This is a genomic window from Allobosea sp. CCNWLY174 (genome assembly GCF_037120455.1).
In the GTDB taxonomy this organism is placed as follows: Bacteria; Pseudomonadota; Alphaproteobacteria; order Rhizobiales; family Beijerinckiaceae; genus Allobosea; species Allobosea lupini.
This window is the reverse complement of sequence record NZ_JBBBBQ010000024.1, coordinates 1,653-2,813: the sequence shown is the minus strand read 5'-3', so window position 1 is coordinate 2,813 and position 1,161 is coordinate 1,653. Positions and strand designations below refer to the sequence as shown.

1 protein-coding gene is annotated in these 1,161 nt (G+C 68.3%); it reads left to right on the top strand.

Translation table 11 applies throughout. The annotated features are described in order from the left end of the window. Positions 1-158 precede the first annotated feature (158 nt). A partial coding sequence (locus tag V7S63_RS28675; protein WP_336532830.1) for an ATP-binding protein occupies positions 159-1,161 on the top strand: 1,003 nt, incomplete at its 3' end.

The window sequence follows — 1,161 nt, the reverse complement described above, 5'->3', positions numbered from 1 at the left end:
GGCGAACAGGATGGTTCTTGTGGTGAGCGCTGCGCGCGGCGGCGCGCCGGCCGACCGGGAAGCATTTCAGCCGTCAAGTGGCGCAGACGTCGGCGACGTAAACTGGGCGTTGAACGGGTATCGCTGGCAAGCACCGGTACAGGACGCTATCGAGGAGCATGATCGCTCCGCGGCGCCTGTCGCCCTATCTGAAGACGGTCGCGCTCGTCGCTCTCGCTACAGCGCTCGCCAGCTTTGTCGTCTGGTCGACGCCGCTCGACAGCGTCTCCGCCATCTACATGGCGCCCGTCCTGATCATCGGCGTGCGCTACGGCACCGGCCCAGCCATTTTGGCGGCGCTGCTCGGTGCCCTGATGACGTCGCTGTTCTACCCGCCGCTGTTCAGCCCGCTCGTCTTCAAACCGGCGCAGATGATCGACCTCGTCACCTCGCTCGCCGTCGCGCTGACGGTCGGCCCGCTGGTCGATCGTCAGCGGGCGCAATCCCGTATCCTCGAGCAGCATCGACTTCGCGAGCGCACCGACGAGTTGCGCGACATCCTGGTGGAGTCGGTGTCGCATGAGCTACGCACGCCACTCGCCGGCATCATGGGCGCAGCGAGTGTGCTGACAGCTGCTCCCGAGCTCGCCGGGCGCGAGTCGCTGCACGCGCTGGCGGCCGGCATCGAGCAGGAGGCCGGCCGGCTCGACCGGCTGATCCAGGATGTGCTCGATCTCGGCCGCATTCGCGCCGGCGCGCTTCAACCCCATCTCGACACGCTCGATCCCTGGGACATCGTCAATGATGCGCTCGCCACCGCCCAGGACCGGCTGCGAGCCCATGACGTGCGGCTGGACCCCGCCGGGCCGTTGCCGCTCGTGCAGGTCGACCCGGCGCTGACGGCCCAGGCCCTGGTCAACGTGCTGGAGAACGCCGCCAAATACACACCCTTCGGCGGCTCCATCCATATCTCGGCGCAGGCCTTGCCGGGAAGCGTTGCCATCGCCGTGCGGGATGAGGGAGCAGGCCTCGAAGCCGGCGAAACCGGCTTGATCTTCGAGCGCTTCCACCGCGGCGAGCGTCATGCCGATATCGCCGGCGGCAGTGGCCTGGGCTTGACGATCGCACGGGTATTCGTTGAGGCCAGCGGCGGGCGCATCGTCGCGCTCAGCGCGGGACCGG